At 46.1% G+C, this 25,477-nt stretch carries 26 protein-coding genes; 8 read left to right on the top strand and 18 right to left on the bottom strand.

Features of this window, described 5'->3' with window-relative positions; genetic code table 11:
* The first annotated feature begins 14 nt into the window (after nucleotides 1-14).
* Nucleotides 15-566: a Pycsar system effector family protein gene (locus LDX50_RS01215; RefSeq protein ID WP_225696580.1), complete on the top strand. Its 552-nt coding sequence runs from the start codon at nucleotides 15-17 to the stop codon at nucleotides 564-566.
* Between the two features lie 20 nt (nucleotides 567-586).
* The gene (locus tag LDX50_RS01210; protein WP_225696579.1) at nucleotides 587-1,183 is read left to right on the top strand and encodes an HD domain-containing protein; all 597 of its coding nucleotides are present in this window, start codon (nucleotides 587-589) and stop codon (nucleotides 1,181-1,183) included.
* Here LDX50_RS01210 and LDX50_RS01205 read toward each other — a convergent pair.
* Complete coding sequence (locus LDX50_RS01205) at nucleotides 1,180-1,878, bottom strand: hypothetical protein (RefSeq protein ID WP_225696578.1); 699 nt, start codon at nucleotides 1,876-1,878, stop codon at nucleotides 1,180-1,182. The two genes, LDX50_RS01210 and LDX50_RS01205, sit on opposite strands and share 4 nt — an antisense overlap.
* Nucleotides 1,879-2,055: 177 nt before the next feature.
* Nucleotides 2,056-3,069, bottom strand: a complete 1,014-nt coding sequence (locus tag LDX50_RS01200) for a fasciclin domain-containing protein (protein WP_225696577.1) — start codon at nucleotides 3,067-3,069, stop codon at nucleotides 2,056-2,058.
* Nucleotides 3,070-3,308: 239 nt separating this feature from the next.
* On the opposite strand from LDX50_RS01200, the gene LDX50_RS01195 reads away from it, so the two are divergent.
* Entirely contained in the window at nucleotides 3,309-4,388 is a 1,080-nt protein-coding gene (locus tag LDX50_RS01195; protein WP_275951752.1) for a bifunctional transcriptional activator/DNA repair enzyme AdaA, read from the top strand.
* Between the two features lie 65 nt (nucleotides 4,389-4,453).
* Here the strand turns inward: LDX50_RS01195 and LDX50_RS01185 are convergent, their stop codons facing one another.
* From LDX50_RS01185 to LDX50_RS01175, 3 genes are all read right to left on the bottom strand, one after another.
* The gene (locus LDX50_RS01185; RefSeq protein WP_225696576.1) at nucleotides 4,454-5,023 is read right to left on the bottom strand and encodes a DUF502 domain-containing protein; all 570 of its coding nucleotides are present in this window, start codon (nucleotides 5,021-5,023) and stop codon (nucleotides 4,454-4,456) included.
* A 71-nt stretch (nucleotides 5,024-5,094) separates the two neighbouring features.
* The gene (locus LDX50_RS01180) at nucleotides 5,095-5,766 is read right to left on the bottom strand and encodes a hypothetical protein (RefSeq protein ID WP_225696575.1); all 672 of its coding nucleotides are present in this window, start codon (nucleotides 5,764-5,766) and stop codon (nucleotides 5,095-5,097) included.
* A 92-nt stretch (nucleotides 5,767-5,858) separates the two neighbouring features.
* Nucleotides 5,859-6,701, bottom strand: coding sequence for a histidinol-phosphatase (locus LDX50_RS01175; RefSeq protein ID WP_225696574.1), 843 nt, complete (start codon nucleotides 6,699-6,701; stop codon nucleotides 5,859-5,861).
* A 132-nt stretch (nucleotides 6,702-6,833) separates the two neighbouring features.
* Between LDX50_RS01175 and LDX50_RS01170 the strand changes: the two genes are divergently transcribed.
* A complete protein-coding gene (locus LDX50_RS01170) occupies nucleotides 6,834-8,345 on the top strand; it encodes a glycosyltransferase family 39 protein (RefSeq protein ID WP_225696573.1) in 1,512 nt (503 codons plus the stop codon).
* A 5-nt stretch (nucleotides 8,346-8,350) separates the two neighbouring features.
* Here LDX50_RS01170 and LDX50_RS01165 read toward each other — a convergent pair whose 3' ends face one another.
* Nucleotides 8,351-8,593, bottom strand: a complete 243-nt coding sequence (locus LDX50_RS01165; protein WP_225696572.1) for a DUF202 domain-containing protein — start codon at nucleotides 8,591-8,593, stop codon at nucleotides 8,351-8,353.
* Nucleotides 8,594-8,673: 80 nt separating this feature from the next.
* Here LDX50_RS01165 and LDX50_RS01160 point away from each other — a divergent pair, with 80 nt between their 5' ends.
* Complete coding sequence (locus LDX50_RS01160) at nucleotides 8,674-10,167, top strand: M28 family peptidase (RefSeq protein WP_225696571.1); 1,494 nt, start codon at nucleotides 8,674-8,676, stop codon at nucleotides 10,165-10,167.
* Here the strand turns inward: LDX50_RS01160 and LDX50_RS01155 are convergent.
* The gene (locus LDX50_RS01155) at nucleotides 10,158-10,700 is read right to left on the bottom strand and encodes a DsrE family protein (protein ID WP_225696570.1); all 543 of its coding nucleotides are present in this window, start codon (nucleotides 10,698-10,700) and stop codon (nucleotides 10,158-10,160) included. The two genes, LDX50_RS01160 and LDX50_RS01155, sit on opposite strands and share 10 nt — an antisense overlap.
* Before the next feature lie 32 nt (nucleotides 10,701-10,732).
* Between LDX50_RS01155 and LDX50_RS01150 the strand changes: the two genes are divergently transcribed.
* Nucleotides 10,733-11,221, top strand: coding sequence for a gluconokinase (locus LDX50_RS01150; RefSeq protein WP_225696569.1), 489 nt, complete (start codon nucleotides 10,733-10,735; stop codon nucleotides 11,219-11,221).
* Here the strand turns inward: LDX50_RS01150 and LDX50_RS01145 are convergent, their stop codons facing one another.
* Genes LDX50_RS01145 through LDX50_RS01115 form a run of 7 tightly spaced genes read right to left on the bottom strand, consistent with a single transcriptional unit; the run spans nucleotide 11,222 to nucleotide 18,489 of the window.
* A complete protein-coding gene (locus LDX50_RS01145; protein WP_225696568.1) occupies nucleotides 11,222-11,824 on the bottom strand; it encodes a short chain dehydrogenase in 603 nt (200 codons plus the stop codon).
* Nucleotides 11,825-11,874: 50 nt separating this feature from the next.
* Complete coding sequence (locus tag LDX50_RS01140) at nucleotides 11,875-12,489, bottom strand: tetratricopeptide repeat protein (RefSeq protein WP_225696567.1); 615 nt, start codon at nucleotides 12,487-12,489, stop codon at nucleotides 11,875-11,877.
* Nucleotides 12,486-13,691, bottom strand: a complete 1,206-nt coding sequence (locus LDX50_RS01135; RefSeq protein ID WP_225696566.1) for a hypothetical protein — start codon at nucleotides 13,689-13,691, stop codon at nucleotides 12,486-12,488. Before LDX50_RS01135 ends, LDX50_RS01140 begins: the two co-directional genes overlap by 4 nt.
* The gene (locus LDX50_RS01130; protein WP_225696565.1) at nucleotides 13,688-15,835 is read right to left on the bottom strand and encodes an urea transporter; all 2,148 of its coding nucleotides are present in this window, start codon (nucleotides 15,833-15,835) and stop codon (nucleotides 13,688-13,690) included. Before LDX50_RS01130 ends, LDX50_RS01135 begins: the two co-directional genes overlap by 4 nt.
* A gap of 3 nt (nucleotides 15,836-15,838) precedes the next feature.
* Entirely contained in the window at nucleotides 15,839-17,218 is a 1,380-nt protein-coding gene (locus LDX50_RS01125; protein WP_225696564.1) for an alanine racemase, read from the bottom strand.
* Complete coding sequence (locus LDX50_RS01120; protein WP_225696563.1) at nucleotides 17,205-18,251, bottom strand: ATP-grasp domain-containing protein; 1,047 nt, start codon at nucleotides 18,249-18,251, stop codon at nucleotides 17,205-17,207. Before LDX50_RS01120 ends, LDX50_RS01125 begins: the two co-directional genes overlap by 14 nt.
* Nucleotides 18,244-18,489 (bottom strand): PqqD family protein, encoded by a 246-nt coding sequence (locus LDX50_RS01115; RefSeq protein WP_225696562.1) that lies wholly within the window; start codon nucleotides 18,487-18,489, stop codon nucleotides 18,244-18,246. Before LDX50_RS01115 ends, LDX50_RS01120 begins: the two co-directional genes overlap by 8 nt.
* Before the next feature lie 205 nt (nucleotides 18,490-18,694).
* On the opposite strand from LDX50_RS01115, the gene LDX50_RS01110 reads away from it, so the two are divergent.
* The gene (locus LDX50_RS01110) at nucleotides 18,695-19,084 is read left to right on the top strand and encodes a DUF4923 family protein (RefSeq protein ID WP_225696561.1); all 390 of its coding nucleotides are present in this window, start codon (nucleotides 18,695-18,697) and stop codon (nucleotides 19,082-19,084) included.
* A 284-nt stretch (nucleotides 19,085-19,368) separates the two neighbouring features.
* Here the strand turns inward: LDX50_RS01110 and LDX50_RS01105 are convergent, their stop codons facing one another.
* Entirely contained in the window at nucleotides 19,369-21,201 is a 1,833-nt protein-coding gene (locus LDX50_RS01105; protein WP_338029997.1) for a pyruvate kinase, read from the bottom strand.
* Nucleotides 21,202-21,358: 157 nt separating this feature from the next.
* Here LDX50_RS01105 and LDX50_RS01100 point away from each other — a divergent pair, with 157 nt between their 5' ends.
* A complete protein-coding gene (locus tag LDX50_RS01100; RefSeq protein ID WP_225696559.1) occupies nucleotides 21,359-21,607 on the top strand; it encodes a LysM peptidoglycan-binding domain-containing protein in 249 nt (82 codons plus the stop codon).
* A 2-nt stretch (nucleotides 21,608-21,609) separates the two neighbouring features.
* Here LDX50_RS01100 and LDX50_RS01095 read toward each other — a convergent pair whose 3' ends face one another.
* From LDX50_RS01095 to LDX50_RS01085, 3 genes are all read right to left on the bottom strand, one after another.
* Nucleotides 21,610-22,122 carry a DUF4920 domain-containing protein gene (locus LDX50_RS01095; RefSeq protein WP_225696558.1) on the bottom strand — a complete coding sequence of 171 codons (513 nt, stop codon included), beginning with the start codon at nucleotides 22,120-22,122 and terminating at the stop codon, nucleotides 21,610-21,612.
* A 378-nt stretch (nucleotides 22,123-22,500) separates the two neighbouring features.
* Nucleotides 22,501-22,842, bottom strand: coding sequence for a hypothetical protein (locus tag LDX50_RS01090; protein ID WP_225696557.1), 342 nt, complete (start codon nucleotides 22,840-22,842; stop codon nucleotides 22,501-22,503).
* Entirely contained in the window at nucleotides 22,842-25,292 is a 2,451-nt protein-coding gene (locus tag LDX50_RS01085; RefSeq protein ID WP_225696556.1) for a penicillin acylase family protein, read from the bottom strand. Before LDX50_RS01085 ends, LDX50_RS01090 begins: the two co-directional genes overlap by 1 nt.
* Nucleotides 25,293-25,477 lie beyond the last annotated feature (185 nt).

Here is a 25,477-nt window from a genome sequence, read left to right as displayed (position 1 = left end):
ATAATTGAAATAGATTGAAAGATACCGGGGAAAAACCTGTTGAGGAAAACTATGAAGATGTGATTCATGATCCCAATAATTACTGGGAGCAACTGGAACGTCTTGAGAAGTTAATTCGGGCTTCTGAATTAAAAGCCGGGGTGATTTTTTCATTCCACAGTTTGGTTATTGGCCTGTTTGTAGACCGTCTTGAATATTTCCAATCCATATTTAAACAGAATATTGTTTTTGTTATTTTGACAGTTATTTGGATATTGTTCGTATTCATGTCTATTTATTACTGTTTCCGGTGTTTCACACCCCGGTTGGAATTAAAGTATGATAAAAATGTATTTTTCTTCAGAGATGCCGCATATGCCTTTGGAGATGTTAAGGAATACAGTAAGAAATTAATGAAAGTATGCAGTAGCGAGCATGAGCTTTACTATCAGCTGAGTCAGCAGATTCATATTGAAAGTAAGATCATCGATCAGAAATTCAGCAGCGTTCAAAAGTCGCTGAAGTTCTTCGCGCTGAGTTTTATTGCCGTGATCCTGATTATTATTTTCTGGGCGGTGCGGCTTTGATTTGAGCTTAATATTAACGGATGAAAGGCTACATCAAGATTAGACAAAGTGTACTCGATATTTTGGATAAGGAACTTCCGGATCATCTGTACTATCACAGTATAGATCATACACTGGATGTTCTGAAAGTATGCAACGAGTATATAGAACGAAGAAAACTTGATGATCATACCGCCAAACTTCTGCGTCTGGGTGCCCTGCTTCATGATATTGGTTTTACCGTTTCCAATGTGGACCATGAGGAACGCGGAGTTGAGATTTCACAAAAATTACTTTCTGAATATGGCATGCCTCAGGAAGATATCGATGTAATTCATGGGCTGATCCGTGCGACCAAGATACCTCAAAATCCAAAAACGGAGTTGGAAAAAATTATTTGTGATTCAGACCTGGACTACCTCGGAAGGAACAACTTTTACAATATCAGCGGGGAGCTTTTCAGGGAATTGCAGGCATTTGATATTGTTCATGATACCAATGAATGGAACAAAATGCAGATCAGATTCCTCGAAGCCCATACCTATCACACGCCATTCGCCCGTGAATTCAGGCAGCCCGTAAAGGAAAAGCGGATTGCCGAGTTGAAAAAAATGGTTGAGGAGCACGAATCGCGCTAGTCAATACAATGTGAATTATAGTACCGAACAATCGACTTCAGATCTCCTTCCACACTAAAACTGAGCCTTGCCTCTTTTACATGGGTTTCCAGCTCTTCAGAATTCAGAAACTCCAGATTACGTTTTTTCCCGGTTGCCAGTTCATGGATATGATTGTCCTTTACCAGGAAATATTTCTCAAGAATGAGTATATCGGAACCCTCGGCATTTTCCGGCACCAGGGTGGAGGATGCGTGTTCGCGGTAAATGATCTCTTTGATTTTCAGAAGTCTTACCTCGCCGTCCTCCAGCACCTCAGCAAAACCGATGTAATTCTCCGCGTTTTCAAATTCAAAGACATCCCTGCGGATGAATTTCTCAATACTCAGCCGGTTTCCGCTAAACCACTCAAATGATGAGATCTGAGAATTGTGTATGGTGTAAAACTTTCGGTTGATGATCACCTCCAGGCTATTTTTTATAATATCATAACGCAGATAGTAGGCTATCAGCGAGTCCCCGTTAGTGAGATAGATGTTGCCTGCATTCCAGGTGGGATCATAGTGCATTTTCCCTAGTGCCAGAAGCTCGTAGGGCGTTGTTTTAGTGACATTGGAATCATTACTAAAAAAGAAGGGGTTGTACGTCGAGATTTGGCCGTTTACCGCATATGCAATGCACATGCACAACAGGATTGACAAGTGAGTTTTTGACATGACGATAATTGATTGACCTGCACAGAAAGTATTAAAAATTTGTGAGATGCCGAAATGGCTTTCAATCAGTGGTCTCGTGTAGGTTTAAATGGAATCCTGCGTTGGCTGAATATGTTTGGATAAAAAAAATGCCCTGCAATTAATTATTGCAGGGCATTATATTGGTTTAAATTACTTTTATGGAAGCAATACACGGTCGATTACATGTACAACACCATTCGTTGCACGTATATCAAGCAGTCCCGTATTCAGTGGAATGGTTCTGCCGGCTCCATCGATAATTGAAGGTGCTCCTGTGAGATCAAAGGTGATGCTTCCGCCTGCCAGCATATCAACATTGAGTCCATTTGACAGATCAGTTGAGAAAACCTCACCGTTGAATACATGATACAGAAGAATAGTAGTCAGGTCCGGGTTAGCCAACAATTGGGCTGCTGTTAAATTCAATTCTTCCAGCAGGCTAACGAATGCGTCGTTGGTAGGTGCAAAAACGGTTAGTCCGGCCGCTGGATTTGATAGTGCCGATTCCAGTCCGGCAGTCTCAATCGCTGTTTTCAGAATGGAGAAATTTTCATTTCCATTAACCAAATCCAGTAAAGAAGTGGGCAGAAGAACCTGATCAATTACGTGCACGATACCATTAAGGGCACGCTTGTCAGCACGAATAACTTCAGACTCATTAAAGAACACACCATTTTCGAGAGATACTCGTATGGATGCGCCGTTTAAAGAGGTTACATATCCCTCTTCCAGGTCGCGGGCTCTTACCTTTCCTTCCAACACATGATACAGCAGGATTTCACGTAAATTGGGAATGCTTCCAACATTCTCGGGTGTTATTCCCAGTGCGAAGAATGCGTCATCGGTAGGGGCCAGAACAGTTAATTTATTTTTAACAACAGTCTGAAAAAGACCGGCATCTTTCAGGGCAACCGACAATGTGAAGAAAGTTGGACGCTTGATCACCTGTGCAGCAATTGTTAGGCCTCTGCGCCAGTTTCTTGAATTTGAATTCTCCCTGGACTCATAGATGTTATAAGTCAGCTCTTCGTCGAAGTTCTCCAGGGTCGACATAATGTCTGTGAGGTTGGTATCCTGAATAGGAGCAGGATTATTTTCCTCCTGACAGCCTGCGAAAATGATCATTAGCAAGCTTGCAAACATGATTTTGATGTAGTTCAAAGTTTTCATAGCAGTGTAATTTGTGGTTTAACACTACATTAACCGTCATTAAAATCATAGGTTGAGCAGATTGGAGTGAACTGCACGATTTTCTGACTGAATGGTATAAAAACAGGAATGGACAGTAATTTTGAGGGTCAATTGAATAGTATTCGGGAATAAGAATATTTAATTGGTTCGTATAAAAAAATACTTGTCGAGTTTTCGGTTGAAAACGAATTTCCGTTTTGGTTTCTTTATAATTCTAAATGGAAGCACCAATGATCAACGATCCTGAAATCAGGGAGGAATTCTACAAGGCACTTACGAAACGGGATACCAGGTATGCGGGAATTTTCTTCGCTGGTGTCACGACCACCGGGATATTCTGCATTTCAACCTGCCGGGCGCGCAAACCCAAGCCCGAAAATGTTAGTTTTTTCAGGACTCCAAAAGAAGCCTTACAGCATGGTTTCCGTCCGTGTAAAATTTGCCGGCCTACCGAAAATATCGATGCCCCACCTGCAGATGTTCAACATCTGATGGGCCTTGTCCTGGAAAAGCCGGAAAATAAAATCAATGATCAGAAGATCAGGTCACTCGGCTATCAGCCTGAAAAGATCCGCAGGTGGTTCAAGCGGCATCTGGATATGACTTTCCAGGCGTATCAGCGTATGATCCGTCTAAACATGGCTTATGAAAAGTTGAAATCCGGGGATCGCGTAAGTACCGCGGCCTTTGATTCCGGTTTTGAATCACTCAGCGGGATGGGTTATTCATTTAAGTCTATATTTGAAGCAAGTCCGACCGCTATTTCCAACATGAACATAATCATGCTTCACCGATTCACCACGCCCCTAGGGCCGATGTATGCGGGTACGTCTGATAAAGGTCTTTGCCTGCTGGAATTCACTGACCGGCGTGCGCTGGAAACCGAGTTTGAGGAATTGTCGAAACGTTTACAAGCAAAGATCATTGCAGGGCATAACGAGATACATGAGCAAACGGAACAGCAGATCGGGGAATATTTTAAGGGTACCCGCAAGGAATTTACCATACCCCTGGATATGCCGGGTACACCGTTTCAACAACAGGTATGGAATCAGTTGCTGACAATTCCATATGGAAGGACCCGCAGTTATAAGGAGCAGGCAAATCTTCTTGGCAAACCGTCTGCGGTCAGGGCTGTGGCCAGCGCCAACGGACAGAACAGGATCGCCATCATTGTGCCATGCCACCGGGTGATCGGCAGCAATGGCGACCTCACCGGTTATGCTGGAGGATTGCCTAGAAAGAAACATCTGCTGGAGCTTGAAAACAGGGATCAGATGAGTATTTTTAGTCAGTAGTTCTGAAAACAAGCCCGCTACTGACTACCTGCCTGCCGGCAGGCAGGCTGACTACTGACTACTGACTAAAGTTTCATTCCTCTTCCAAAATGGAATAGGGCATTCATTGCATCCTTCATGGATATCTCAATTCCTTTGAATTCTGACTTTTTCATCAGTCGAACCTCTCCGGCATCCATTCTGGGTGCATCAGGAACGAAAATGGACAGGTGGTCAGGTTGTGAATCATCGGTGATAAAAGCAATTCTGTAATGTTTATCCTCCGGCAGCAGGATGGCCCTCCAAAGTAATTTTTCTATCTCCTCATCCGGAAGCAGGCGGTATTTAAACATCTGCATACTTGGAAAAACCCTGAAGAGAGTTTCTTCCATCCGCGGTCCCCAAAAATTAAGAAGTCCGAGCTGCACCAGCCATCCCGAGAGGTAGGCCAGAAGCAGAATGATAATAAAACCGGTAACGGATACTGTAGTTATTCCCAGAAAAACATGCTCCCCGAAAAAACCACCCAGTTTTTCAGCCAGAGGCTGGATCATGGCATAAAATTTACCAAAGATAAGTACAAGGATGGTCAGCGGGATCAGGAACAATATACCCCCTGAAAGTATGCGTCGCGTTGTGGATTTGAAGACAGTCATCGTTTAGCCGGTTGATTTTTCTAAAATTAATCAACTGTACGTGACAATTCCTACTAACTTTTCGGTTCAGATTACTTCGCCACAGCTTGTTTTCTCAACACGTCATCCACGATCATGGCAGCAAACTTTTCAGATTCTTCTCCCATTCTTCCCGGATCTTTTAGTGTTACCTGAGCTGTGTAGAACAGGTTTTCGGTCGAAGCGTTGTACATATTGGCTTCGATGAAATAGGTTGAGCTCGTTTCGTAATATCCCTTACCATAAACGGTAGCCAGGGCATAGGTGTAGTACCCGGAATAAGGCTGATTATAGATGGGCGAATCATAGATAACTGTTGGTGCGCCTACCGATAGGGAAGGTCCCTGAACATATCTTGTTTCCTGTTCTGAATTGAGCAGGGCAATAATCATCAGACCATCAATTTCACGGCTTTGGATCTTCTCGCGAATTGCGGCAGCACGTTCTTCCGGCGTGATATCGAGTTCAATTTCATTCATCCGGTTAGCCAGTGGAAACATAGTGAACGTACTTACCGCCTTGATGCCACGTGTTCTGAATTCCGTAGCAATGGCTTCCTCCAGGTTGGCCCGAACAGACTCCCTTGGAGACATGACCAGTACAGCAAGCTTTGAATAGCGGTCAGCAGGTTCGTCATTCATTTTCATCGAGGCGTCAATTTTTAAGGACGAAGCACAGCTTGTTCCAAATAAAATGAGCAGAAGTAGGTAGGCGAAGTTTTTCATCGCGCTAAAATAGGTAATTATACTGATTGGGAAGTACTGTCGGAATAGTGAAATAATAAATTCACCAGGAATACCTTACGATTATTCGGGGATTAATCGATTCCGGTCAGTTCAAACTGGTTCTTTTTCAACACCATCACTTCCCTGATTCCGGCAGCCTTTATAATCTCCAGCGCTGCATCGTAGCTGGCCGTAATTTCAGAGGGATGGTGAGCGTCTGAACTGAGCATAACCGGGATACCCATTTCACGGATTTTTGTTAATGCCCAACTTCCGGGATATGGTTCGCTAAGACCCTTCTTGTACATGCCCCTTGTATTTACCTCAATGATTGCTGAAGCCTTCCTGATTTCTTCCAGCGTGGCAAGTACTTCCTGCTGGTACCAGTTGTCATCTTCACTGAAAAGTCGGAACGACTTATTATGCATTTTAATCTTATCCATGTGGCCAATAATGTCGGGACATCCTTCCCGGATCATTCGGCGGGTTAGCTCGTAATATTCTGTAATCAGAGCCTGGGCATTGCGGTTAAAAATTTCATTGTATCCCCGTTCGAAATCTTCCGGATTCCCGTCAATCTGCCAGGGGACGCCGGAATTGAATTGCTTCACATAATGAATTGAACCGATTACATAGTCCAGCTTATATTCATTTTTTACCGTTAAGGGATCAGTTTTACCCGGAATGAAATCCGCCTCCAGTCCGGTATAGATTTCAATGAGTTGCGAATAGCTGCCCCGTAAAATCTCAATTTCCTCCATGTATTCCTCAACCAGGTCTTTTTTCATGCTCCAGTCATTCGGGAAAGGAACCGGCGCATGCGATGAAAACCCATAAGCAAATAGCCCCTGTTCTATGGCATTTCGGATATAATCTTCGGGACTTCCCTTGCCATCGCAATAAAAAGTATGGGCATGATATGTGGGTAAAATCATGGTACAAGATATTCATTCGGAGGAATATTACCTTTACACATGTTGAATAAATCAAAACAATGTAGTATTACCTAACAAATTGACTTAGTTGTCGTACAATACTGCAGTTCTATGCATGAATAAATAGATTCATTGATCAAAGCCAGTTCAAATTCATCTACATTTTCACTGTCGTTCTATCAGCGAGCGGTAATGGTACATGTTGCTTTTGCGCTGCTCAAAATTTTCTTCGTCTTTTATGGCGGAACCTCACTCTTTTTTGAAGAGGCTCAGTACTGGGTGTGGTCGAAATACCCGGATCTTTCATATTATTCCAAGCCACCATTGATTGCCTGGGTGAACTATCTGGTGACAGGCGTTTTGGGAGACACGGAATTTTCAATTCGAATCTGTGCCATTCTTTGCGGCTTCTTCATCGGAATTGTGATTTACAGACTTTCATTTTCCATGTTTGGAAATCCGCGTAAGGCCTTTTGGAGTTCGGTGCTTTTGATTGCCTTTCCATATTTCTGGATCATTTCATTCTTCTTTACGACCGACAGCCTTGTTACACTTTTTTGGGTGTGGGCCCTGTATGCATTTCACAAAGCCATTTCCGGTAAGCCGTTGCACTGGATCGGGACCGGCCTGGCGGTCGGACTCGGAATGCTCTCCAAGTATGTCATGATTTTCTTTTGGCCACTCGCCCTTGTTTATATTTTTTTCAGGGCAAGAACTCACTTCACCAATCCGTTCCTGTATTTGTCGATCCTCCTTTCCCTGATTTTTCTCCTTCCCGTTGTCTACTGGAATTATGTTCATGACTGGGTAACCTTCAAGCATGTATGGGCGCTGGCCGGTGGAGGGTCGGGATCGGGAGACCTAAGTTTTATCCGCAGCTTCAAACAAGTCCTGGAGTTTCTGGGTGGACAATTTGGTTTGTGGATAATCATATTTCCAATCATCATTTTGCGGGGATTCCGTGAGTTTTTCGAAGGCAGGCTGAAGGGAGATAATTTTTACATCATTTTTTTCATATTGCCTGTCGCATCCTTTTTTCTCATCCTTTCACTCGCAACACGTATAGAAGTGAACTGGACTTTTTTTGTATTGCCTCCGATAGCTATCTATATAGCCGGCAATATTTCAGGGAAACAGTTTCCGTATTATCCCAGAATGGCGCTGGTATGCACATTAATGATTCTGTTTTTTTTAATTCCCATCATAGCGGAGGTTACAAATCTTCCTGCAAAATACAATCCTATGAAACGTGTTATTGGATGGGAGAGCATGGCATCAGAATTACAGGGTAAGTTGGATGCAATTGATGAGCCTTATCAGGTCGTCGCCGATTCCTATCAGACAGCTTCAATGCTGTCCTTCTATTTATCAGATAACCCCATTGTGTATTCCATGTCCCCTGGAAAAAGGATGAATCAGTTTGATTTGTGGCGGGATGAGTACGGAATTGAGCACGAAGATATGACTACGGTATTTGTAGGCCGGAATAAACTGGAGGATCCCTTTGAATATGAAATTTTTGGAGTTCCACTTGATGAAATGCAGGTGGGAATTCCATACAATTCAACCGAACAGGAATCATTCGTTGTTGTGATCTACGAACATTTTAAAGATTTCCAGCTGGATGCTTCCAAAGCGTACTGAACAGTTTAAACGGTCCGTTTGAGTAACTTCTGTTTATATTTCCTGTATCGAACCGTACCGTAGATTGAAAGAATTACGCCCGTAAGGACACTGATCCCTGACAGAACTATAAAAAATATTGAGTCGTAAAACTTAAATATGAAAGCCCCGAGTCCCACAAGTGCGAGCGCGCCACGGTAATATGACATCAACGTTCGCTCATTAGCCATCTGGGTACGAAGTCTTGCCAGATAATTACGATTATCCATGTTGTTTTTGAAGAAAATTAATGAATTCTCCCGAGAATCGGGAGGGAGTTTTTATATTCCCGTTTGAAACAAAAAATGCCATGAAAAAAAGAATAATACTTGCCCTAGCTATACTGCTTACCGGCCTGCAGGTCTGGGCCCAGGGTGATAAGGCCCATGTTGAAGAAATTGTCACGAAAAGTAATATCCAGGGACATATTTACTTTCTGGCTTCCGATGAACTCAGAGGCCGGGCAACGGGATCACCTGAAATTGATATCGCAGCGCAGTACATTTCATCTTCCTTCACACGATATGGCGTGAAACCTGTGCCCGGTGCAGATGAAGGTTACTTTCAGTATGTTCATCTGCAGTCGGTAAGTAAGCCGGCTCATGTTTCTGCCGGTTTGAACGGCGAAAATATGGAGCCGGAAGATATGTTGGTTCTTCGTGGTGAATCTGTTACCAGCGAGGCTGAAATGGTCTATCTGAAGCTGGGCACAGAAGAAGATTTCAGGAAGTATAAAAAAGACCTGACAGGGAAGATCGTCATAGTGGATGGCGGATTGCCTGAAGGTGCGACCGGATCTGTATTTACTGCTGGTACAGAAAAGGCAGACAGGGCTCTTGAACGGGGTGCCGCAGGTATTATAGAGCTTTGGGGTACAGAAGCGTTTAACTGGGCTGGTATTCGCCAATACGTGGAATCGGAACGTTACCGGGTAGCCCCCAAGCCATCGGCTGATCAGTCATTCTTCCAGTTATGGGTAAAAGATTATGAAGGCGCTTATATGGATGTCATCAACAAGGCGAAGAAGCAGAAAATGATGGTATCACTTGGTGCCCGAAATCGCAAGGACATGTATTCCAAAAATGTTGTGGGTATGGTGGAAGGAACAGATCCCGTTCTGAAAAATGAATTTATAATCTATTCTGCACACTATGACCATGTGGGCATCGGAAAGGCCAATGATGAGGGTGATTCCATATATAATGGAGCACGCGATAACGCTGTGGGGGTTGTAACGGTCATGAGTGCGGCTGAAAGTATTGCCAAAAAACCCACGAAACGATCTGCGTTGTTTATTCTTTTTACCGGAGAGGAAATGGGCCTGTTGGGAAGCAGCTACTATGTTGAGAATCCCTTGCTGCCCCTGAATCAGATGGTGTATTGCTTTAACTCCGACAATGGTGGGTATAACGACACATCGGTTGCGACCATCATAGGATTGGATCGAACCACTGAAGCCGAACATATCCGTAAGGCATGTGAAATGTTCGGACTAACGGCTATTGACGATCCTGCCAAGGAACAGGGACTGTTTGACCGGTCTGATAACGTGAATTTTGCCCGGGAAGGGATACCCGCACCCACATTCAGCATGGGATTCCAGGCGTTTGATGAGGAAATATTTAAATATTATCATCAGACCCGCGATAACCCGGATAACCTGGATTACGATTACCTGGAGAAGTTCTTCCGTGCCTATGTGATGGCGTGCAGGCTGATAGCCGACGATACAGGAAAACCTTTCTGGGTAGAAGGGGACAAGTATTATGACGCCGGAAAAGCCTTGTACAATCCTCAGAACTGAAGCAGTGCGTAGCCTTTCAGCTGCAGGGTTGTTACCGCGGTGAGCATGGATGTGGCAATCTTAACTTCCGGGTATATCTCGGATTCCCGGATGTTGCGCCCGATAAGTGACTGGCCGCACACGACGATTTCGGCCCCGGCTTCATGAAGACGTTCCAGCAGTTCTATATTTGGATTGTTGGAACCGAATTTCTGATTATACGATTGGTGATTTAAGAGAGTATTAACGGCATTGGCATGAAGAACCACGACAACATTGAGATTTGATGGGTTCACACCACCGATCACATGCAGGTTCATCATTCGGGCCACGCGCTCCAGATAGTAATCGGCATATTTCTTTTCATTCGATGTGCTGCCAAGATCAATGACAATGTTATACATTAGTTCAGGATCTGGCTTCACGTCGGCGTCTTTGATATCATAGATGCCGCCAAAGTCTTTGATCACCGGATATTCGCGATCTTGCGCTGATAATGGGAATACAACAATGAGCGCCAGAACAGTAAAAAGCGGGATAAGTATTTTCTTCATAACCTGAAGTTACGTGAAATTCTTAAAATGAAATGAACAATTGTTACGTTGTTATGGGTGTCTCAGGGTCCGGAAAGACTACTATCGGCAATCTCCTGGCAGAAAAGGCCGGTGTTCCATTCCTGGATGCCGATGATTTTCATCCACCTGCCAACATTGAAAAAATGAAGTCGGGCCAGCCCCTTAACGATGAGGACCGCAGGCCCTGGCTCTTTCGCCTGGCGGAGGAGATATCGAATGCTGATGGCGGATGTGTACTCGCCTGTTCGGCCCTGAAAGCATCCTACAGGGAAATCCTGGCCTCAGGTCCCCGACCCGTAATATGGGTATACCTGGAAGCAACGAAAGAACTAATCAGGGAGCGTCTTAAGGAACGTTCAGGCCATTTTATGCCTCCATCGCTGCTTGATTCCCAGTTCGAGGCACTGGAGGTCCCGAAAAATGCCATCGTAGCTGATGTTTCAAAAGAACCCGATGAAGTGGTCCAGATGATCCTTTCAGAGTCAGCCGAACGGGAATAATTACTGTACCCGGATCACTTCACCGTTAATATTTCCTTCAATACTTTTCAGGTACCCGGCCACTACCCGTTTCATGGAAACCGGGACATGGCCCGGAAACAGTGGTCCCAGGTTTGCAGCCGACGGCTCTACCAATCCGGGACTGACTACGTTAAGCCTGATTCCCCGGGGAGCTAGCTCGCGCGAAGCGGCTTTCACAAATGCGTTGATGCCACCATTTACCATGGCGAGTGCCGAACTCTTATCAACCGGATCGTCCGCCAGTATGCCTGAAATCAGTGTGATGCTGCTGCCCCTGGAAAGAGTATGCTGACCGTATAATACGAGCTTCACCTGGCCCAGTAATTTGCTGTTCAGGCTTTCAATAAGATTCTCTTCCGTCATGCCATCCAGGGCTCCGAAGTAGGCATGTCCCGCGGCAACAGTAATGGCATCAAACGGACCCTTGTTTTCCAGCACATCGGTAAGGGCTTTGGTGTCTGACATATCAAATCGCACGTCACCGGAATTTCGGCCCGCTGTAATTACTTCATGACGTTTGCTTAGTTCTTCAGTAAGGTAGCTTCCCAGTATTCCGGAAGCGCCAATTATCAGTATTTTCATAGCGTTATCTTGATAACATATTAACGCATAAAGGAACTGATCGTTGAGATTTATTTTGTAATTGTGCGCAAACCTTCTAATGCTGAAGGGTCCTCCGGAAGAATCTGAAGGGCTTTCTCAAAGAGAACCCTCGCCTCCCGGTTTCTGCCCATTTTTAAATTGATCCAGCCGAGCAGTACTACTGCATAATAATCAAATGGATACATGTTCGCCACGCGCTCAACATGGGGCATCGCCTTGTCATACTCCTGGCGGTTGTAATAGATCAGACCCAGCCTGTAATTGGTAAGGGAGTGCTGCGGATCAATCATTAAAATTTCCTCATAGGTTTTTATGACGTCCTCCCAGTTGCCCATCATCGACAATGGATTTGCTTTACCCAACTTAGCCTCGATTGCATACGGCATGAGTGAAATAGCTTTCTCATAATACTGAACAGACTCGAAGTACTGACCGTTCAGGTAATGAAGCCATCCAAGCCGCGCGTTCATCAGGTAGGACGATGGATCATACCTGGTCATCAATATTTTGACCGAGCCGCTATAATTGCTGTCGGCCTCCGCCGCATAACTCTGTTTGAATGTTTCCTGAAGCACGCCAATGTCCTGGGCGTAAAGACCACCAGCCAGCGTCATGAATAGTAGGGATAATAGTAATGTTTTCATAATAGGATCGTTAGGCCAAGATAAAATCCGCGGTGTTCGTAGTTTATATTGCTATCTGACTGACGTTTTTTTTCAAACAGATAGCCTGCACTCAGGGTATGTTTTTGCATGATCCGACTTAAAATCGAAATTCCGAAGCGGGATGTGATCGTGTCCGGGATATTATAAATGTAGAAGGCGTTCATATCACTGTAATTATACAATTCCCCCCAGCCGTAGCTCACTTCCAACCAGTTTCTCGGGAGTAGTCGTATTGCTGCCCTGGTTTGGTAAATCATATTCATGTCACTGTTTTGTACATGCCCGTTGATTTCTGCATCAAGGTATATTTTATCTGAACCCACGGGATACAAGGTTATGCCCGCGGTGTAAAGTTGCTGTCGTGTCACATTGATTTCTGAGATTGCGATGCCAAGCCGCCATTGGATCAGGCGTATTCGCTGTGAAATGAGCATTGACAACGCATAATTGTCGTTGGATCCCTGAACCGCCTGATAATGAAAAGCCGGAGAAAGAATTAAACTGCCATTTCCAATCTTGATTTGCGGGTTCAGGTAATATTCATTCTGAACCAGACTGACATCCCTGGCTATTTCAACGGAATCGCCCGGGCCGCCGGGACCCGGTCCGTTACCTCCGTGAGTGGCCCACTGGTATTGGGTAAATTCCTGTTTGATCCTTGAGTATCCCTGATAGATCCTGACACGCGGACTGATAAGATGTGCCATACCGGCATGTAAAAAGGAAATATCACCGATTTCGCGAATATCACCGCTGCTGAATTTGTGACCTCCTTCCAGGTAAAACGATGAAATGCCCTTTTTACATGTCTCTTTAATATCCGGCAGGTATTCCTGATAGCTGCAAAAGAAAATTCGCGCATGATCTTCACGCCCCGAAAACAGCATTGAGTAATACATGTATTCGGCCAGGGTATTATCCATATTCTGACTGGCAGCTGCGTTGAAATGAATGTAGGCGAGATCATAATTATCAAGTTCGTAGGCAGCAATTCCCATGCGCATCCGAAGATAATAATAGTCGTATCCGGCCTTCAGTGCTTTCCTTCCTGTGGATAATAATTCCCTGTACTGGTGCTGCACATATTGCTGATAAGTAAGGCTGTCAAAATACCTGTAACTTTCCTGCGCCGGGGCCAGAACAGGGTAGAGAAGCAACAATATGAAAAGGAGCCGTTTCATGTAAATTTCAGATGAAGTGTTCCCCCGGTTTCCTTGTTCATCTCCACGATACTGCCATTTTCTATAACCGTGGAATATTGTTGCGTGCGGATGGTCCAGCCCGCAAGTGTAACGGATGAACTAAGACTGATTTTCCCGGTTTGTTTCCGATCCTGATCAAATTTAAGTTCATAAAGAACCTTCCGGGACTCATAGAAAGGAGCAATAAAATCACTCAGGTATCTGGCAAAAGAATGATCCAGCAGATGGAGCGGAAGCTTGTCGTTTACGGTAACATTTCTGCCGGCAATAAGAGGAACATGATATAGTCCCTTGAAAAATTCGAATAGCAGACTGTTCTGCTTTCCCTCGAAAGAAATGAACTGGAATATGATTCCATTGTTGGTAAAATACGCCTTCGATATACCATCTGAAATAAAGGACTGATTCCATGCGGAGACGCCCACTTCCCACAGGTGTTTTGTATGGTCGCACATCACCGTTATCTGTTTCCCGGGGGAGAAGTCAAATGCACTTAGTAACTTTTCATCCGGCAGGAGGGGTGAAATCCGTTCCTCAAATTGTGGAGTTTCAAATGTTTTATAAACAGAGGGTTTGCCAGCCACGAGATAATGACCGATGGGATATGGTATGGTTTGAGCTCCGATACCGGGTGAATCCTGAAGTTGAAAATGGAGGTGCGGGTACGGTGATCTTCCTGAATTCCCGCAGCTCGCCAGCCGTTGCCCCCGATGTACGCGGTCCCCTGTTTTTACCATGATGGAATTGAACTGCAAATGACTTACCTGTGAATAGAGATATTCAGTATGCTTGATCACGATCGTATTACCCCAGTTCTGAAGAGTATTGGAGTTTCCGATGTCATTATCCGCAACCGCGTCTTCCACTGATATGACTTCTCCGTCAGCCGCGGCCAGTACAGGTTTACCAAAGCAGAAGTAATCCGCAGGCGATTTGCCGGATCCGCTGTAAGACTTGCTATTTTCATCAACCATCACAAAATCCCATGCATGCTTCCAGTATTCTTTATGCGTGTATTCGCCGTTATGTCCCTGGGACACGAACCATTCCCCAAAGAAGGGAAGATCAATCTCCGTCCGCCCAAGATTCGCATAGCGTTTCTTGCTGCTCCTGTTTTCATAGAGGTTGGATTCCGGTGAGTACCACTGATAGGGGACGGTTGCCGGGAGACCGGTTCGTTTGCGCACATTCATGAGATAGATAAAGGACAATACTACCATGTTGAAAGGGAGTGAATAGATGCCCAGTTGAAAGGATGCAAACAGATTTCCCAGTGAGGAGGTAATAATGACCATCGCGGGGATGAGCAGCACAGACCATAAATAGGAGGCGTAGGAGGGTATCAGAAAAAATGCTCCAACGGCAATGCCGCTCAAAATGAAATTAAAACCAATGTAACTGTAACTCAGGTCGGTAATTTGAGCGCCGATGAAATGATAAAAAAGGTAGGCGCTGTAAAAACTCAGCAGGGAGGCTGAAAAAGCGATCCTGGAAAAAATGAGCAGACCGATCGCGCAAAGGATGCCTGAGATAATATTGAACTGAAAAAAGATCGCCCCAAGGGATTTGAGGTATATCAAAATACTTTCATGGATCGGCCATTCCTGTACATTGTGGTAGACATTCACCAGCCAGGTATTTCCTATTACATAAAGTTCGTTGAGTAAGAAGACGCCTCTTTCACTTATTCCAAGAGCTTCAAATTGACGGGAAGCCAGTAAAATGAGCCAGAAGGACAGAAGGAATGGAATACTGAGATAAGGAAGCCGGTATTTGTACAGTATTCCGCTGATAACGATTGTGAGCATAAGTGTAATGAAGGCGGCGTTGATCAGTAGTATAAAGAATGGAAAATTAAGCTCGTAAAAGGTGCCCAGTCCCAATCCAACCAGTAAACTGTTAAAGCTGTAATCCCCGTGTCTGATCAGATTCATGTCGAAACCAAGCCAGCGTGCCAGGGCGTTGGAAACCAGGACAACGAATAATCCACTGATGCCCACCGTAGGAACAAGAAATGTCATGAAAATGAGAATACCGCCCAGCCAGTAGTTTAGTGAGAAGAATACCTGACTGTAACTTCGCAAAGTGCTGTCTGTCCAAAATCGTAGTTCGGCGGTTTTCATGGATCATTCCGAATTTTCATCGATCAAATGTGCCGGTACCTGCTCAAGCTGGTTGATGTAGTCAAGTGATTCAAGTTCGCGGATCACATGGCTTTTACCTTTTGTGTCAATGAGTGCGACCCGTGGTCTCAGTGTGATGAATTGCATCCATTGGGTCATATTGTAGGCACCTACATTATGGATCACAACGTGATCGCCCTTGTTCAGGGGAGGGAGCATAACGCTGTCGCGAATCACATCGATATTCATACAAAGCGGTCCGAACAGTTCCATGTTCTCCTTGAAAGGTGAAAATTCCTGGGCCGGACTGATCTTATGATTATACCAGAAGGATGTAAAAAGGATATTCACGCCGACATCGATAATGGTTGCCCTTCTGCCATCTGAAAGACGTTTATTCGCGATCACAGTACCCAGCAGGTATCCCGCAGAATCAACCAGTGCCCGGCCTGTTTCCAGGATCAGTGTGGGAAGGTGATTGAAATCCATCTCACTGTTAAGCAATGCAGAGGTAATGGCTTCCGCAAAATCGTCCGTGGGCGGGACAATATCCACGCCCGGGAGGTACGCGCCTTTCAGGTTGTTTCCCGAAGGAAATCCACCGCCCATATCGATGTATTCAATCCATTTACCATATTTCCTGTGAATGCTCACGGCGAGGGAAGCCATCTTTTCTGCCGCTACCTTGTAGGCATTCGCGGAAAGCATGTACGTTCCAATATGCGTATGCAGACCGGTCAGTTCGAGCGTTTCGACCGCCATTATTTTATTGATGGCATCCCATGCCCGTCCGTTCTCATAGTTCAGTCCGAACCGGTCCCACATTGGGTAGATTCCGGTATCCATATTAATGCGGATAGCCACGCGTGCCTTGCTTTTTTCCTTCCGGGTGATTTCGATGAGTGTGTACAGCTCATCAAGATGATCAATATGGATGAGTGAATTGTTGCTGATGGCCTTTCGCAGCTCATCGGGGGTTTTATTCGGACCGTTGAAGATGATCTTCTCACCCGGCACGCCATTGGCCAGTGCCTTGTCATATTCGAACCCGGAAACAACTTCACCCCAGGAGCCTTCCTGGTGGAATATCCGGCAAACAGCATTCAGATAATTGGTCTTGTACGACCATGCAAACTGAACTTTCGGATATCGGGCAGTGAATGACTTCAGGGCCTTCCGGTATGTTTTTCGGATGGTTGATTCGGAAATTACAAAGAGGGGAGATCCGTAGGTTTGAATCAGCTTGCTTACCGGGATGCCCTCAATGTCTATGACCGGGCGAATTTCAGTACTCGTTCCGAACTTGTTCATAAGTCCGGTATTTAGTTTCTGTATGACCGGTCGTTCATACTTGATTTTCATTGTTTTTTCAGCGCTCTCCATAATTCGATATTTTTTCAAATTCCCTGATGTGCGTTATGTTATCCCAGGCATAGCGGACGAACATGGTTCCAACCTCATACTTACGGAAGGAAGACACGGGTAATCCCATTGCCAGATTTACGAGGGATGCGGGTAAATTCTGACCGGCAGCGGCGGTTGTGTATATCCAGGCGGGGAACCGTGGATTGATCTCCATGATGTAAAGTTCCTCCTTTTCGGTGCGCATGATCTCCAGTTCAAAACCACCCTTCCAGCGTGAATCCCTGGTGAATTTGCGGGTCAGCTTCAACAATGACGGGTCGTCAATCACGATTCCCGACCAGGCCTTTCCTTTGTCGGTAATGTAAAGCTTACGCATTGGAATGGCACCGATGGTTTTTCCATTCCCGTCACCCAGTGCGGCTATATCGATCTCGGTGCCCTTAATGAATTCCTGGATAATGACCGGCAGCCCCCATTTGGCATTGAGCTTATGAAAGAAGCCGGTAACCTGTTCCGCGTTGTGTGCGATGTAGGCTTCGTAGAACTTACCCTTTACGACCACCGGATAATCAAAATCCGTTTCAATGTCTTCAATTTGGGAGGGGCCCGAAAGGAAATGAGTTTTGGGGATTTTATACCCGTATTTTTCTCCAAACTCATGAAGGTGGAGCTTGTCTATCGATTCGAGCTTTGAAAGTGATGGCATAAAGGTCCGGATATTCATTTTCCTGAATTCGGGACCAAGGCTGATAAAGTTATAGAGTTCAGCATCGAAATTAGGAATCAGCAGATCCAACTGCTCCTTTTCATGGATGTAGGCCAGGCGCTTCAACAAAGATTCCCTTCCGGCAGACGGATAGGGGATCATATAGGATTTGTCTGCGATGCCCTCCATGTATATGCCGGGTTCGAGTGATTCATACACCAGTCCGATAATCCGTACTTCAAAGTCTTGTGAATCACGAATGGCCCGTATCACCCCGACACCGGAACCCGGACTGTCGATCGCGTTCAGTCCGGTAACCCCAATGGTGAACAAAGGCTTACTCATTTTCAGTGAGATTAAGCTGATGGAGCAACGAAACGAAATCTTCCAGGTCCTGTTCAAAGCGGTCTCCGTCTACCTCAAATTCAGCGGGTATTTTTTGAAGTATTTGTTCGGAAGTTTTTCCGCTTTTCAGGAGTTCCAGTATTCGCAGTCCAACCGGATTTGCAGAATAGGAATCGCCCGTTGCGGCATTGAATATGAAACCTGATTCACTTAGCGCAACATTTTTCCTGAGTCTCATGATCGTTTTTGTTACTCTATGATATTACATCATTATGAGGACATTTTTGGTGACTTCAGTCACATAACGATTTGATTCTAAACAGAGTAATCCGGTCATTTATCCGGGTACGTGTGAGCAGATTATTTTGTGTATATTCATTCTGGAATAGCGGATATTTATTGATTGGTGAACATTAATATTTCATAACTGACGGTGACTGGACATGAGAATATTTTTTCCTGTATTCATATTCATTTTTTTCCTGGTATCCTCCTGTGGGAATAACCAGCAAATCCCACCGGAGGAGGTCATCGCTTCTACTACGAGTAAATTGTGGGAAATTGAGAGCGAATATGCCGAAACTAATGAGGAGGTATTGATTGGTAGTGGTGATGATGAAACCATACGTTTCTTTTCAAACGGGATATTCTCCATTGAGACATCTGAGGAATTGCTTAACGGTACCTGGAGTTATGATGATTCTAACAAAACCTTGGTACTCGACTTTGAAGGCGAGGCATATTCAGTGACCTGTAAGGTCGAATCTATGGATCCGGATGAGATCACACTGGTGGCAGGCGATGGATCTAAGGTGGTACTTTATAGTCAGTAGTCAGCCCGCCTGCCGGCAGGCAGGTAGTCAGTAGTCAGTAGTGGCTGGATTTGGTTATTAATCAGTGATGAGTGATATGGCTGCAAAATCCTGATGATTAGCATTCTACCCAGCAGGAAAATGATCTATCTTATCCTGAATGAATAATTTTATGAAAGTCTTACAATGAGTATAGACTTTTGATAAAAACAGACGCAAGCCATGCACTAAAAACTGCCGACTATACACGAACGAAGCCAAACACTACTGACTACCTGCCTGCCGGCAGGCGGGCTGACCACTGACTACTGACTATTGATGGCTTTTTTCAGCTGCGGGAACAACGCTTCATTGCCCGACTGATATTCTTCCATACTGCTGAATATCTTGTCGAGCAGTGAAACCGCGCGATGGGTGTAAGGACCTTTATTCAGCATGACGCACTCTGCTTTCAGTCCGTGAGTCGCATCTGTGATCTCTGAGCGGGAGGGAAGGCCTTTCTTGGCGAGGCTTTCCAAAACCTGGGTAGCCCAGATCACCGGGATATGGGCAGAACTGCAAATCCCAAGGATTTCCTGCTGGATCCGGCCGATCTCATCCCAGCCCACTTCTATTGCGAGGTCACCCCGTGCGATCATTATCCCAACCGGATGAATCCGCATGACAGCCATGAGAATATGCGGAAGATTATTGAAAGCTTCCTGCGTCTCGATTTTCATCGTAACGCCCAGGGTTGATCCTGCATTAAGACTTTTCAGAAGGGTAATAAACTCTTCAACATCATGAACATTGTTTACAAAGGAAACATTTACGATGTCGGCATGCTTTACCACGAATTTCAAATCCTCCCGATCCTTTTCTGTTAAACCAGTGATGGGTTTTTTGATATCGGGCAGATTAATCCCCTTATCGGCCCGGAGTTTCGTGCCGGACTTACTCGCACGGTCTATTTTTACCTCGATATATCCGTTGGCTACCTTTTCAATTACGCCACCGATCTTACCATCATCAAAAAAGATCCGTTCCCCTTTTTCCACAATCCGGAAGATTTCGGGAAATGTACATGACATATGTGCTTCCTGAAGCAGGTGGCCTGATTCATCGAAAAGATCGGGTTCTCCGAATAGTGCGGATTGATGAATTACCAGCCGGTCTCCCGGATGAAGCAGCAGCGATTGCTCCTTTGGCGGCAGGTAAAGTATTCGACAAGGCGTGAGATCTTCCCGTTCCGGCTTCAGGATTGTTTCGGTTCCGATATAAACAGACGTATAACAATGCGCCAAAACGCCCTCGTCGGTTATTTCGGCTATTTCCATGATGGCTTCCCGTTCGCGGGTGTCGACAAGATGTATCCGGTCGCCCGGCAATAATTGCTGAAGCCATGACTTATCTACCGGTATGGCATATGCCGGTGAATTTGAATCGAGTTTCGGGGTAAAGAGGATTCGCGCGGGACTGATCACACGGCCAAAGCCATCGCGTTCCGGGGTGAGATGGCGAACTTCGGGGCCCGGCAGAATAGGTCCGGTACGAATCTTGGGTCCGCCCAAATCCATGGCAATCTTTACTTCCCTGGCGTATTTACGCCCGGCCGACTTCACATTTTTTATCATCGAAAGCCAGGCCGCCGGTCCGTCATGCGCGCAATTGATACGTGCACAATCCATACCCCGTTTCACAAGTTCATCGGCGATCATCGGATCCAATGCGGCTTCCGTGGGGAGTGTGACCATGATTCGAACCCGCCTGGTGGCAGGTTTCTTTCCCAGCAGGGCATTGCTGTGACGTTTGATGAGCTTGTCGGCCTGCTTTGCTGTTACCACCGCCTTTTCCCTTTCATAGGGCACTTCGGCCAGGGCGGATAATAATTGTTCCGACCTGAGAAGGCTGTCCATTACATGTGACTGAGACCTGGCAAAGCGTGTGATGCCGAGGTACCCGAGTTTCTTTTGGATCGGGACCAGGTTGTTGGATCGCAGGGCGATGTAGTGTGTCAGGTTGATGGCTCCTTTGGTATATTCAGGGTGCACTTTTTCAATCCAACCGGATGCATCCTGCTGCTTCCTGATAACCTTTTTTCTGAGTTTTTCAATCTCGGTGCGAAGACGAATGACCTGTTCTTTTTTCATCGACGTAATCTTATGGAAATATTCGGAAAGAAAATATGACTAAACGCAGGACAAAAATTAACAAGTCAGGGATTTTTTCAGAATGATCAAAAATTAAACAGCGAGGTATGAACAATCCCGTAGTGAAATACGTATTTTTAATGGACACACTCAAATAACCACTCCTATGACAAACGAAGAAAATAAATCCAACAAAGATGCACCACTTTACAGCTACGACTCGATGATGGAGTTTGCAGCACGTGCCAGAACGCATGTGGTTGGTGCAGGAGATAGTCTGCGGAAGCTAGCACTCGAATATTATGGCGATGCCAAGAAATGGCGTCTTATTTATGAGGCGAACCTGAGCCGTATCATGGACCCGAAAAAAATCCAGGTAGGGCAGAAGTTCATCATACCCCACCTGGGTTGGTAGTATTATTTTACCGATCGGATGGCGACGCCGTTGGCAATAATGGCGATGCCTTCCTGAGGTTCGGTGATGGCCGCGATCTCTTCTTCAGATTTTCCGGCATCCTTTGCATAATGACGAAGGGTTTCGACATCCGTAACTGATTTCACGGCGATACCTTCGATGATGGCTTCGTTGCCTTCCATGCCTTCCTTAGGAACAAAGAATCCATAATCTTTAAACGTTACGCGCACATCTCCTTCCGGCCCGTCGAGGTTCATCCAGCAGCCTTTCATGGCGCAGGTGGCATTGATCGTGCCTTTTACCTTCACGGCAACTGTATCTCCGGGATTTACCTGGTCCATTAAGCTTGCCAGTTCGGCAGCATTATCGGTGGTGATTTCTTCGCCATAAAAGGAAAGACCGGCGCTGGCTTCTGCTACAGCGACCTCTTCAGTTTGTGCTTCTGTTTCCTGATTTTTTGGCTGACAGGCAAAGGCCATTGTTCCGGCCAATGCAATAAAAAATAGCTTTTTCATGTTGAATGTTGTTTGTGCAAAGATAAGTAATTCTGAATAAAAACTGGTCGTGGAATCCTTTCTACGACCAGAATTTAAGAGCTACGACCTGCTCTCCTTGCACGTCATCCCGGCGGTACCTCCACGAGGTCTGAGGCGATAGCCGAAGACAGTCGTGGAGTCGAGCCGGGATCTGATTCATTGCACATACCTATGGCATTGCTGCATTTAAATAGGTCCCGGTCCGACTCCCGGCTCAAGGCCGGGAGATTGCACCGGGATGACGGTCATAAGTGATAGGCTCCCTACTCCCTATTCCCTACTCCCTATTATCTACTCCCTATTATCTACTCCCTATTATCTACTCCCTATTATCTACTCCCTATTATCCACTCCCTATTATCTATTAACTGATCTTAGCGTACACCCGACAAGACTACCCAACCCGCCGGTAATTCCACCAATCAGCGCTGTAATCAGAATCAGAAAAGGAGGAGAAAGGGAGAATATGCCGCTGATGCGGTCTGTCATGATGCTTTGGGTTTCCAGGTCGATCAGGAATGCGGTGATCCCCCAAAGGAGGAATATGGCAATGAATCCTGTGAAAAAAGACGCAACGTTTGATGTCCGGATCACCATGCTCCCAATGAATCCCGCCAGGGCAGCACCCCAGAAAGGAAGGATGAAGCTGAGTCCCCAGGCCAGCGCGGCAATTAGCAATACTTTTAGAATATTTCTCATTAGTTCGTTTCCAGGGTTTGTACCAGTTTGATTTGTTCCTTGCCGTCTTCCTCATTCAACATGAAGAGAAATTTCAGGTATTCACCATCACGCCACATGTCGATCATGTTGTCATACATCGGACTGCCGGGATTTCCGCTTTGTCCGCCCGGGTAAATGCCCCATGCCTGCGGCGGATCGGTGAGCTCTACAATAAGCCGCTGCGACGGACCGTGATTGGGTTTGGTGGAATTAATGGCACCAGACTCTCCGCCCACCATGATGTGGTATCGGCTGAAAGGCGCCAGGCTGCCACCCTGGTCTGCCAGGTGCTTAACCATCGTGTCTTTGTAATTGCCCCAGGGGTTTTCTCCTGATTGTCCAGATTGCCATTCATTATATTCCTTCATGCCACTATCCAGGGCCATCAGTGAGACATCGGCCAGGGTTTCCCTGTAGCCGGTCGACTTAACATCGGTAAACGGATGATCCGGATGATGATCCATAAACCAGGTGGTGAAATATTCATCAGGAACCGGAACGGGTCTGCCGGCTGTATAGAATTCATCCCACAGCAGTTCGTAAAATGCATCCCACCACATGTGAAACATGACCGGTGCGGTTTCTTCCACTTCGTACTGATAATCCCAGTCCATCATCACCTCCAGGAATTTAGCGTGCTCTGCCTTTAATTTGCCCTTTTCCAGTGAACCAAACAACCGGGGCAATGCCTCGGCGGGGAGCAGCCCCTGGTTACTGTTTTGCATGGCCATAAAATCCCGGACGGTAACATTTTCAAGAGTATCCAGCCTCCGGTTGATCAGGCGGTTGCGGTAATGCTCGTACGTTGGATCCCAGGTCCAGTATGGGTAAAGACTGTCGACGGAATGCTGGTTAGCCGAACTCACGTATCCGCGTTCGGGGTTCTTCTGGAAGGGATTGTGGGCTTTCGGAATATAAACGTTCCAGTCATTATTCGGATCGCTTCCATCCATCAGAAATTTACCCTGTCCCGGCCATTTCGCTGGAAAGCGACCCTGGTTCCACAAAGCGATATCTCCATTTTTTGAAGCGAAAACAACGTTTTGCGGCGGTGCATCCCAGTTTTGAATCGCTGCCAGGTAATCATCATAATTCTTGCTGGAATTCAGTGCGATCAGCGCTTTCAGTACCGCCGATACATCATGGCCGATCCAGTGGAGCGCATAATTCTTTCGCGGATTGCTGTCACCGAAGTTCTTGTCGTAAACAACCGGTCCGTGATGGGTACTCAGGATCACATCCTGCACGGGCTCGCCGTCGCGAATCAGGAAGGTCTCAACCTTCGATTGTACCGGGGTCCATTTGCCATCATACATATATTCCTCGCGGGAATCATCTTTGAATTCGATTTTGTACCAGTCCTTGTGATCACGCGGACCGTTGGTAAAGCCCCATGCGTTGTTTTCATTGAATCCGATGGTAATGCCCGGGGCGCCGGTGAACGTAAATCCGTACACGTTATAATCGGGCGCATGCAGTTGCAGCATGATCCAAAGCGAGGGGAGGTTGAGGCCGAGGTGCGTATCGTTGGCGAGGATCGGAACACCCGATGCTGTGCGGCTGCCCGATATGGCCCAGTTGTTACTTCCGTTATCGGGATCCGGCATGGGCAGGATATGTTCCGTGACTTCAGTGATAGCGCTCATATATCGGGTGGTATCGGGGGTGGCCGGAGTAAAATCCCAGCCATTATCGGAACCTGTAGGTATCACAGGTGAAATACCGGCCATACGCTCAGGAAAGAGGAAGTTGAACATTTCGGGCCCCAGCATTTCCAGGGCATTGGTATTCTGGAGATCTTCATCGTAGCCGGTAAGATTATCGATCATATACTGCAGGATCAGGGCCGTTTTAATTTCATGCCACGGCTCCGGACGATAATCGAGAAGTTTGTATTCGATGGGGAGATCGGCATAGGAGAGGGATTCGATGTAGTTGTTTACACCGTCCTTGTAGGCGGTCATAGCTTCGAGTGTCTCCGGAGATTGAGACATGACATCGAGTGTTTTAGAGGCACCCAGAACCATTCCTTTACGGCGCTGCAATTTGTCGAAATTAATGGCGCCACCGCCGATGATCTCTGAAACCCTTCCGGCAGCCGCATGGGTCTGAAATTCCATTTGCCATAACCGGTACTGCGCAACGATATAGCCCTGTGCCATGAACATGTCATGCCGGTTTTCGGCGAAGATATGTGGTACCCCGATTGAATCGTAATACACTTTCACGGGCGCTTCCAGTCCGGGAATGGAAACGTTCTCGGGGTAGGGGAACGCTTCCGACTGGGCGTTTGCCCAGAACCCTTCATACGGGCTCATAAATTTGCCCATTGGCGGGACGCCTGAACCGCCAATGATCAGGCGTGTGGAAAGCAGATAGCACCAGGCCACGGTGATGACTGTGATGAGTGTGAGTTTGATCCATTTCATGGTGGTGAAATTAGGATTTTTTTTGTTTTGTTCCTCACCCCCCGGCCCACCCATCCGCCGTACCTACGGCACGGGTTTGTAAAAAACACCGTTTGCTACCAATACGCCGTCCCTACAGGACGGGACATCCTATTCCCTATTATCTACTCCCTATTCCCCGATCTCTATTCCCTGCAACTTATATA

This window comes from Fulvivirga sedimenti (genome assembly GCF_020328055.1).
This window is presented reverse-complemented; position numbering and strand designations above follow the sequence as displayed.

Bases quoted from the DNA above. Each gene is read 5' to 3' on its own strand.
- LDX50_RS01130 (WP_225696565.1), bottom strand. From the start codon at position 15,835: ATGAAAACCGCCGAACTACGATTTTGGACAGACAGCACTTTGCGAAGT.
- LDX50_RS01180 (WP_225696575.1), bottom strand. From the start codon at position 5,766: ATGAAAAACTTCGCCTACCTACTTCTGCTCATTTTATTTGGAACAAGC.
- LDX50_RS01140 (WP_225696567.1), bottom strand. From the start codon at position 12,489: ATGAAAACATTACTATTATCCCTACTATTCATGACGCTGGCTGGTGGT.
- LDX50_RS01090 (WP_225696557.1), bottom strand. From the start codon at position 22,842: ATGAGAAATATTCTAAAAGTATTGCTAATTGCCGCGCTGGCCTGGGGA.
- LDX50_RS01145 (WP_225696568.1), bottom strand. From the start codon at position 11,824: ATGAAAATACTGATAATTGGCGCTTCCGGAATACTGGGAAGCTACCTT.
- LDX50_RS01155 (WP_225696570.1), bottom strand. From the start codon at position 10,700: ATGAAGAAAATACTTATCCCGCTTTTTACTGTTCTGGCGCTCATTGTT.
- LDX50_RS01085 (WP_225696556.1), bottom strand. From the start codon at position 25,292: ATGAAATGGATCAAACTCACACTCATCACAGTCATCACCGTGGCCTGG.
- LDX50_RS01110 (WP_225696561.1), top strand. From the start codon at position 18,695: ATGAGAATATTTTTTCCTGTATTCATATTCATTTTTTTCCTGGTATCC.
- LDX50_RS01210 (WP_225696579.1), top strand. From the start codon at position 587: ATGAAAGGCTACATCAAGATTAGACAAAGTGTACTCGATATTTTGGAT.
- LDX50_RS01195 (WP_275951752.1), top strand. From the start codon at position 3,309: ATGGAAGCACCAATGATCAACGATCCTGAAATCAGGGAGGAATTCTAC.
- LDX50_RS01125 (WP_225696564.1), bottom strand. From the start codon at position 17,218: ATGGAGAGCGCTGAAAAAACAATGAAAATCAAGTATGAACGACCGGTC.
- LDX50_RS01120 (WP_225696563.1), bottom strand. From the start codon at position 18,251: ATGAGTAAGCCTTTGTTCACCATTGGGGTTACCGGACTGAACGCGATC.
- LDX50_RS01150 (WP_225696569.1), top strand. From the start codon at position 10,733: ATGAACAATTGTTACGTTGTTATGGGTGTCTCAGGGTCCGGAAAGACT.
- LDX50_RS01175 (WP_225696574.1), bottom strand. From the start codon at position 6,701: ATGATTTTACCCACATATCATGCCCATACTTTTTATTGCGATGGCAAG.
- LDX50_RS01115 (WP_225696562.1), bottom strand. From the start codon at position 18,489: ATGAGACTCAGGAAAAATGTTGCGCTAAGTGAATCAGGTTTCATATTC.
- LDX50_RS01185 (WP_225696576.1), bottom strand. From the start codon at position 5,023: ATGACTGTCTTCAAATCCACAACGCGACGCATACTTTCAGGGGGTATA.
- LDX50_RS01160 (WP_225696571.1), top strand. From the start codon at position 8,674: ATGAAAAAAAGAATAATACTTGCCCTAGCTATACTGCTTACCGGCCTG.
- LDX50_RS01135 (WP_225696566.1), bottom strand. From the start codon at position 13,691: ATGAAACGGCTCCTTTTCATATTGTTGCTTCTCTACCCTGTTCTGGCC.
- LDX50_RS01165 (WP_225696572.1), bottom strand. From the start codon at position 8,593: ATGGATAATCGTAATTATCTGGCAAGACTTCGTACCCAGATGGCTAAT.
- LDX50_RS01205 (WP_225696578.1), bottom strand. From the start codon at position 1,878: ATGTCAAAAACTCACTTGTCAATCCTGTTGTGCATGTGCATTGCATAT.
- LDX50_RS01200 (WP_225696577.1), bottom strand. From the start codon at position 3,069: ATGAAAACTTTGAACTACATCAAAATCATGTTTGCAAGCTTGCTAATG.
- LDX50_RS01095 (WP_225696558.1), bottom strand. From the start codon at position 22,122: ATGAAAAAGCTATTTTTTATTGCATTGGCCGGAACAATGGCCTTTGCC.
- LDX50_RS01100 (WP_225696559.1), top strand. From the start codon at position 21,359: ATGACAAACGAAGAAAATAAATCCAACAAAGATGCACCACTTTACAGC.